Consider the following 7388-nt stretch of genomic DNA (forward strand, 5'->3'; position numbering starts at 1 on the left):
GGCTCCGCTCGCGTGCCGGGCGGGCGGCCGGGGCGGCGGGCGGGCCGGTGGGCCGGCGGACGGGTGGCGGACGGGTGGACGGGTGGGGGTGGCGGACGGGCGGCCTCCGGTGCTCGATCCGGAAGTTCGTGAATGCGGGCACATGTCCCCATCGGTCCTCGCCGCCCCTCGTCGGGGTGGCCGGCGACCTCGGCCGACGCTCCTATCACCTCATGGCGGTCCATCGCCAATTTGCTTGTACGGGCTGTCCATTGATAGCGCGGCACGCCTCTGACCAGCGGTAACGCCAGCGAATGTCACGTCTCGTGATCACTCGGCCGCTTCGCGTACGAAGATCACCGCTGATACGACTTCATGATCCTTCGTCAGGTGGTGGAGATCACAAAGCCGTTGTCGTACCCCGTGTCGCAGATCACAGGGGGGCGGGCATAGGATGCGGGGCAGTCGGGCTTGTGAACTGCCTCACATGTGCACGATCTTGGTGAGGTGGCGAGCCGGTCGCCCGATGCGGTCCACAGGTCAAGGACGACTGGAAGGAGCGAGGAGCGTGAATGCCTACGCGCCCATCCTCGTGCTCGGCGCCCTCGGGGCAGGGTTTGCGATCTTCTCCGTGGTCATGGCCACGCTTATCGGCCCCAAGCGGTACAACCGGGCAAAGCTCGAAGCGTACGAGTGCGGTATCGAACCCACCCCGACTCCCGCCGGAGGCGGCCGCTTCCCGATCAAGTACTACCTGACGGCGATGCTTTTCATCGTCTTCGACATCGAGATCGTCTTCCTCTATCCCTGGGCGGTCTCCTTCGACGCCCTGGGGATCTTCGGGCTCGTGGAGATGCTGCTCTTCGTGCTCACCGTCTTCGTCGCCTATGCGTATGTATGGCGTCGGGGCGGCCTGGAATGGGACTGAGGGGCTGAGGGGCACACCATGGGACTCGAAGAGAAACTGCCGAGCGGCTTCGTTCTGACCACGGTCGAGCAGGCCGCGGGCTGGGTGCGGAAGTCGTCCGTCTTCCCGGCCACGTTCGGACTCGCCTGCTGCGCCATCGAGATGATGACGACCGGCGCGGGCCGCTACGACCTGGCCCGGTTCGGGATGGAGGTCTTCCGCGGATCGCCGCGACAGGCTGACCTGATGATCGTCGCGGGACGGGTGAGTCAGAAGATGGCGCCCGTCCTGCGGCAGGTCTACGACCAGATGCCGAATCCCAAGTGGGTCATCTCCATGGGAGTTTGCGCGTCATCGGGTGGGATGTTCAACAATTACGCCATTGTGCAGGGTGTTGATCACATTGTCCCGGTCGATATCTATTTGCCGGGTTGTCCGCCGCGCCCCGAGATGCTGCTGGACGCCATCCTCAAGCTCCACCAGAAGATCCAGGACGGCAAACTCGGGGTCAACGCGGAGGAGGCCGCCCGCGAGGCGGAGGAAGCGGCCCTCAAGGCACTGCCCCTGATCGAGATGAAGGGGCTGCTGCGGTGACCGAGAACTCCGACGCGAACGGCGAGCGGAACGGCGACGCCGTACCCGCCCCGCGCGACACCGGCGGCGAGGTCATCCGCGTCCGCAAGGGCATGTTCGGCGCGAACAACGGCGGCGACACCTCCGGCTACGGCGGCCTCGTCCGCACCGTCACCCTGCCGGGAGCCGCCTCCCGGCCGTACGGCGGCTGGTTCGACGAGGTGGCCGACGAGCTCGAAGGGGCCCTGGAGGAACAGGACCTGCTCCCCTCCCACGCCATCGAGAAGACGGTCGTCGACCGCGACGAGCTGACCTTCCACATCGCCCGCGAGCACCTGGTCCAGGTCGCCCGCACCCTGCGCGACGACCCCGCCCTGCGCTTCGAACTCTGTACGGGCGTGAGCGGCGTCCACTTCCTGGGCGACAAGGGCCGCGAGCTGCACGCCGTCTACCACCTGCGCTCCCTCACCCACGGCCGGCTGATCCGGCTGGAGGTGTCCGCCCCGGACAGCGACCCGCACATCCCGTCGCTCGTCGAGATCTACCCGACCAACGACTGGCACGAGCGCGAGGCCTACGACTTCTTCGGGCTCGTCTTCGACGGGCACCCGGCCCTGACCCGGATCATGATGCCGGACGACTGGCAGGGCTTCCCGCAGCGCAAGGACTACCCCCTCGGCGGCATCGCCGTCGAGTACAAGGGCGCCCAGATCCCGGCTCCGGACCAGCGGAGGTCGTACTCCTGATGACCACTCCCCACGCGACACCCCGTGCCACGACCGAGGGGACTGTATATACAGTCACCGGCGGCGACTGGGACGAGGTCGTCGAATCCGCGGTGAAGTCCGACGACGAGCGCATCATCGTCAACATGGGCCCCCAGCACCCGTCCACGCACGGCGTGCTGCGCCTCATCCTGGAGATCGACGGCGAGACCGTCACCGAGGCCCGCTGCGGCATCGGCTACCTCCACACCGGCATCGAGAAGAACCTCGAATTCCGCAACTGGACGCAGGGCACCACCTACGTCACGCGGATGGACTACCTGACGCCGTTCTTCAACGAGACGGCGTACTGCCTGGGCGTCGAGAAGCTCCTCGGCATCGAGGACCAGATCCCCGACCGGGCCACCGTCCTGCGCGTCCTGCTGATGGAGCTCAACCGGCTCGCCTCGCACCTGGTGTGCATCGCCACCGGCGGCATGGAGCTGGGCGCGACCACGATCATGATCTACGGCTTCCGCGATCGTGAACTGGTTCTCGACCTCTTCGAGCTGTTCACCGGACTGCGGATGAACCACGCGTTCGTCCGCCCCGGCGGCCTCGCCCAGGACCTGCCCCCGGGCGCGGTCGACCAGCTGCGCGAGTTCATCAAGACCATGAAGAAGAACCTGCCGGAGTACGACAAGCTCGCCACCGGCAACCCCATCTTCAAGGCCCGGATGAAGGACGTCGGCTACCTCGACCTCACCGGCTGCATGGCGCTCGGCGCCACCGGCCCGGTGCTGCGCTCCGCCGGACTCCCGCACGACCTGCGCAAGAGCGACCCCTACTGCGGCTACGAGACCTACGACTTCGAGGTCCCGACCGCCGACACCTGCGACTCCTACGGACGCTTCCTCATCCGCCTGGAGGAGATGCGCCAGTCGCTGCGCATCATCGAGCAGTGCATCGACCGCCTGGAGCCGGGGCCGGTCATGGTCGCCGACAAGAAGATCGCCTGGCCCGCCCAGCTCGCCATGGGCCCCGACGGTCTCGGCAACTCGCTCGACCACATCCGGAACATCATGGGCACCTCCATGGAAGCCCTGATCCACCACTTCAAGCTGGTGACCGAGGGCTTCCGGGTCCCGGCCGGACAGACGTACACCGCCGTCGAGTCCCCCAAGGGCGAACTCGGCGTGCACGTCGTCTCCGACGGCGGCACCCGCCCCTACCGGGTCCACTTCCGCGACCCGTCCTTCACCAACCTGCAGGCCATGGCGGCGATGTGCGAAGGCGGCCAGGTCGCCGACGTCATCGTCGCCGTCGCGTCCATCGACCCCGTGATGGGAGGCGTCGACCGGTGACCACATCACGCCAAGACGTCAGTCTGGGGATGCCGCAGCTCCCCGCCACCCCCTACCCGGCCGAGGTGCGCGCCCGGCTGGACGCGGACGCGAAGGAGGTGCTCGCCCGCTACCCCGGCAGCCGCTCCGCCCTCCTGCCGCTGCTGCACCTCGTGCAGTCCGAGGAGGGATACGTCTCCCGTACGGGCATGGCCTTCTGCGCCGAGACGCTCGACCTCACCACCGCCGAGGTCACCGCCGTCGCGACGTTCTACTCCATGTACCGGCGCAGGCCGAGCGGCGACTACCAGGTCGGCGTCTGCACCAACACCCTGTGCGCGGTCATGGGCGGCGACGCCATCTTCGACACGCTCAAGGAGCACCTCAACGTCGGCAACAACGAGACCACCGAGGACGGCAAGGTCACGCTCGAACACATCGAGTGCAACGCCGCCTGCGACTTCGCGCCCGTCGTGATGGTCAACTGGGAGTTCTTCGACAACCAGACGCCCCAGAGCGCCACGCAACTCGTCGACGACCTGATCGCCGGCCGGACCGTCGAGCCGACCCGCGGCGCGCCGATCTGCTCGTACAAGGAGACGGCCCGCATCCTGGCCGGCTTCCCCGACGAGCGGCCCGGCGCCGTCGAAGCGACCGGCGGCGCGGGCCCCGCCTCCCTGGTCGGGCTGAAGCTGGCCAAGGGCGAGGCGCTCCCGCAGGCGCGCGTGGTCTCCCCGCGCGTCGGACAGCCCCAGGACGCGCAGCCCCAGGACGCGCAGCCGCACGACCCTTCGCCGTCCGAGCACCTCAGCTCGCACGACGCACCGCAGCAGACCTCGGCCTCCGACCCGGAGCACCCGGCCGGGCCCGCAGCCGAGGAGGGGGAGTGATGACCTTGGCCGCCGAGATCGACCACAACGGGACGAGCCCCGAGAAGCTGCTCGCACCGGTCCTCTCCGCCTTCTGGGACCAGCCAGAATCCTGGACCCTGGACACCTACCGCCGTCACGAGGGCTACGAAGGGCTGCGCAAGGCGCTGGCCATGACGCCCGACGACCTCATCGCGTACGTCAAGGACTCCGGTCTGCGCGGACGCGGCGGCGCGGGCTTCCCCACCGGGATGAAATGGCAGTTCATCCCACAGGGGGACGGCAAACCGCACTATCTGGTGGTCAACGCCGACGAGTCGGAGCCGGGGACCTGCAAGGACATCCCGCTCCTCTTCGCGAACCCGCACAGCCTCATCGAGGGCATGGTGATCGCCTGTTACGCGATCCGTTCGTCGCACGCGTTCATCTATCTGCGCGGTGAGGTCGTCCCCGTGCTGCGACGGCTGCACGAGGCCGTACGAGAGGCGTACGAGGCGGGCTATCTGGGGACGAACATCCTGGGTTCAGGACTCGATCTGGAACTCACGGTGCACGCGGGCGCCGGCGCGTACATCTGTGGTGAGGAAACCGCGCTGCTCGACTCTCTCGAAGGACGGCGTGGCCAGCCCCGGCTTCGACCCCCCTTCCCCGCGGTCGCCGGTCTGTACGCCTGCCCCACTGTGGTGAACAACGTCGAGTCCATCGCCTCGGTTCCCGCGATCCTGAACAAGGGCAAGGACTGGTTCAAGTCGATGGGCAGCGAGAAGTCCCCGGGCTTCACGCTCTACTCGCTCAGCGGCCATGTCACCAGCCCCGGCCAGTACGAGGCCCCGCTCGGCATCACGCTGCGCCAGCTCCTCGACATGAGCGGCGGCATCCGGGCCGGTCATCGCCTGAAGTTCTGGACCCCGGGCGGCTCCTCCACCCCGATGTTCACCGAGGAGCACCTCGACGTCCCCCTCGACTACGAGGGCGTCGGCGCCGCCGGGTCCATGCTCGGCACCAAGGCGCTCCAGTGCTTCGACGAGACGACCTGCGTCGTGCGGGCCGTCACCCGCTGGACCGAGTTCTACGCCCACGAGTCCTGCGGCAAGTGCACCCCGTGCCGGGAAGGCACCTACTGGCTGGTCCAGTTGCTCCGCGACATCGAGGCGGGCCGGGGCGAGATGGCCGACCTCGACAAGCTCAACGACATCGCCGACAACATCAACGGCAAGTCGTTCTGCGCGCTCGGCGACGGCGCCGCCTCGCCGATCTTCTCCTCGCTGAAGTACTTCCGCGAGGAGTACGAGCAGCACATCACGGGCCAGGGCTGCCCCTTCGATCCCGCCCGGTCCACGGCCTGGGCCGACGACAAGAACACCGACGGCAAGAACGCTCACCGGGGGGTGAACGCATGACAGTCACCACGAGTGCGCCCTCCGGGGGCGGCGAGGCGGCAGTGCCGCCCGAGGACCTGGTCACGCTGACCATCGACGGCATCGAGATCAGTGTCCCCAAGGGAACGCTGGTCATCCGCGCCGCCGAACTTCTCGGCATCGAGATCCCGCGCTTCTGCGACCATCCGCTCCTCGACCCCGCCGGCGCCTGCCGCCAGTGCATCGTCGAGGTCGAGGGCCAGCGCAAGCCGATGGCCTCCTGCACCATCACCTGCACCGACGGCATGGTCGTCAAGTCGCAGATCACCTCTCCTGTCGCCGACAAGGCGCAGAAGGGCGTGATGGAGCTGCTGCTGATCAACCATCCGCTGGACTGCCCCGTCTGCGACAAGGGCGGCGAGTGCCCGCTCCAGAACCAGGCGATGTCGCACGGCGGCGCCGACTCCCGCTTCGAGGGCAAGAAGCGGACCTTCGAGAAGCCCGTCCCGATCTCCACCCAGGTGCTGCTGGACCGCGAGCGGTGCGTGCTCTGCGCGCGCTGCACCCGGTTCTCCAACCAGGTGGCGGGCGACCCGATGATCGAACTGATCGAGCGCGGTGCGCTCCAGCAGGTCGGCACCGGGGTGGGCGACCCCTTCGAGTCGTACTTCTCCGGCAACACCATCCAGATCTGCCCGGTCGGCGCGCTGACCTCGGCGGCGTACCGCTTCCGCTCCCGCCCCTTCGACCTGGTCTCCACCCCCTCGGTGTGCGAGCAGTGCGCGGGCGGCTGCTCGACCCGGACCGACCACCGTCGCGGCAAGGTCATGCGCCGCCTCGCGGCCAACGAGCCCGAGGTCAACGAGGAGTGGCTCTGCGACAAGGGGCGGTTCGGCTTCCGCTACGCCCAGCAGCGCGACCGGCTCACCACCCCGCTGGTCCGCAACGCCGAGGGCGTCCTGGAACCGGCGAGCTGGCCCGAGGCGCTGGAGGCCGCGGCGGCCGGGCTCCTCGCCGCCCGCGGCCGTACCGGCGTCCTGACCGGCGGCCGGCTGACCGTCGAGGACGCCTACGCCTACAGCAAGTTCGCCCGGGTCGCCCTCGACACCAACGACGTCGACTTCCGCTCCCGGGTCCACAGCGCCGAGGAGGCGGACTTCCTGGCCGCCCGGGTCGCCGGACGCGGCCGGGACCTGGACGGCGAGGGAGTCACGTACACCGCGCTGGAGAAGGCCCCGGCGGTCCTGCTCGTCGGCTTCGAGTCCGAGGAGGAGGCGCCCGGCGTCTTCCTGCGGCTGCGCAAGGCCCATCGCAAGAGCGGCCAGAAGACCTTCGCGCTCGCCTCGCACGCCACCCGGGGCCTGGTGAAGGCGGGCGGCACCCTGCTGCCCGCCGCCCCCGGTACCGAGACCGAGTGGCTGGACGCGCTCGCGGGCGGCGTCGGCCTGGAGGCCGAAGGGGCCGCCGCCGCCGAGGCGCTCCGCGCCGAGCACTCCCTGATCATCGTCGGTGAGCGGCTCGCCGGAGTGCCCGGCGCACTGTCCGCCGCCGTCCGCACCGCCACCGCCACCGGCGCACGCCTGGTGTGGATCCCGCGCCGGGCCGGCGACCGGGGCGCGGTGGAGGCGCTGTCTCTTATACACATCTCTGATGGC

7 protein-coding genes are annotated in these 7388 nt (G+C 69.0%); all 7 read left to right on the forward strand.

Going from position 1 to position 7388, the window contains the following annotated elements; genetic code table 11:
• The first annotated feature begins 547 nt into the window (after positions 1-547).
• The gene (locus tag CR470_RS34200; protein ID WP_003967084.1) at positions 548-907 is read left to right on the forward strand and encodes an NADH-quinone oxidoreductase subunit A; all 360 of its coding nucleotides are present in this window, start codon (positions 548-550) and stop codon (positions 905-907) included.
• An 18-nt stretch (positions 908-925) separates the two neighbouring features.
• Positions 926-1480, forward strand: coding sequence for a NuoB/complex I 20 kDa subunit family protein (locus tag CR470_RS34205; RefSeq protein WP_018490715.1), 555 nt, complete (start codon positions 926-928; stop codon positions 1478-1480).
• Positions 1477-2205 (forward strand): NADH-quinone oxidoreductase subunit C, encoded by a 729-nt coding sequence (locus CR470_RS34210; RefSeq protein WP_097871323.1) that lies wholly within the window; start codon positions 1477-1479, stop codon positions 2203-2205. The genes CR470_RS34205 and CR470_RS34210 overlap by 4 nt, the downstream gene beginning before the upstream one ends.
• Positions 2205-3527, forward strand: coding sequence for an NADH-quinone oxidoreductase subunit D (locus CR470_RS34215; RefSeq protein WP_097871324.1), 1323 nt, complete (start codon positions 2205-2207; stop codon positions 3525-3527). Before CR470_RS34210 ends, CR470_RS34215 begins: the two co-directional genes overlap by 1 nt.
• Before the next feature lie 29 nt (positions 3528-3556).
• Complete coding sequence (gene nuoE / locus CR470_RS34220; protein WP_097871325.1) at positions 3557-4396, forward strand: NADH-quinone oxidoreductase subunit NuoE; 840 nt, start codon at positions 3557-3559, stop codon at positions 4394-4396.
• Positions 4393-5775, forward strand: coding sequence for an NADH-quinone oxidoreductase subunit NuoF (gene nuoF, locus CR470_RS34225; protein ID WP_179892466.1), 1383 nt, complete (start codon positions 4393-4395; stop codon positions 5773-5775). Before nuoE ends, nuoF begins: the two co-directional genes overlap by 4 nt.
• Positions 5772-7388, forward strand: a 1617-nt coding sequence (locus tag CR470_RS34230) for an NADH-quinone oxidoreductase subunit G (RefSeq protein WP_143663935.1), incomplete at its 3' end; no start/stop codon positions are given. The genes nuoF and CR470_RS34230, both read left to right, overlap by 4 nt.

This window comes from Streptomyces sp. rh34 (assembly GCF_002551245.1).
GTDB lineage: Bacteria > Actinomycetota > Actinomycetes > Streptomycetales > Streptomycetaceae > Streptomyces.

Excerpts from the sequence above, each read along its gene's own strand:
- CR470_RS34205 (WP_018490715.1), top strand. The coding sequence starts at position 926 with ATGGGACTCGAAGAGAAACTGCCGAGCGGCTTCGTTCTGACCACGGTC.
- CR470_RS34215 (WP_097871324.1), top strand. The coding sequence starts at position 2,205 with ATGACCACTCCCCACGCGACACCCCGTGCCACGACCGAGGGGACTGTA.
- nuoE (WP_097871325.1), top strand. The coding sequence starts at position 3,557 with ATGCCGCAGCTCCCCGCCACCCCCTACCCGGCCGAGGTGCGCGCCCGG.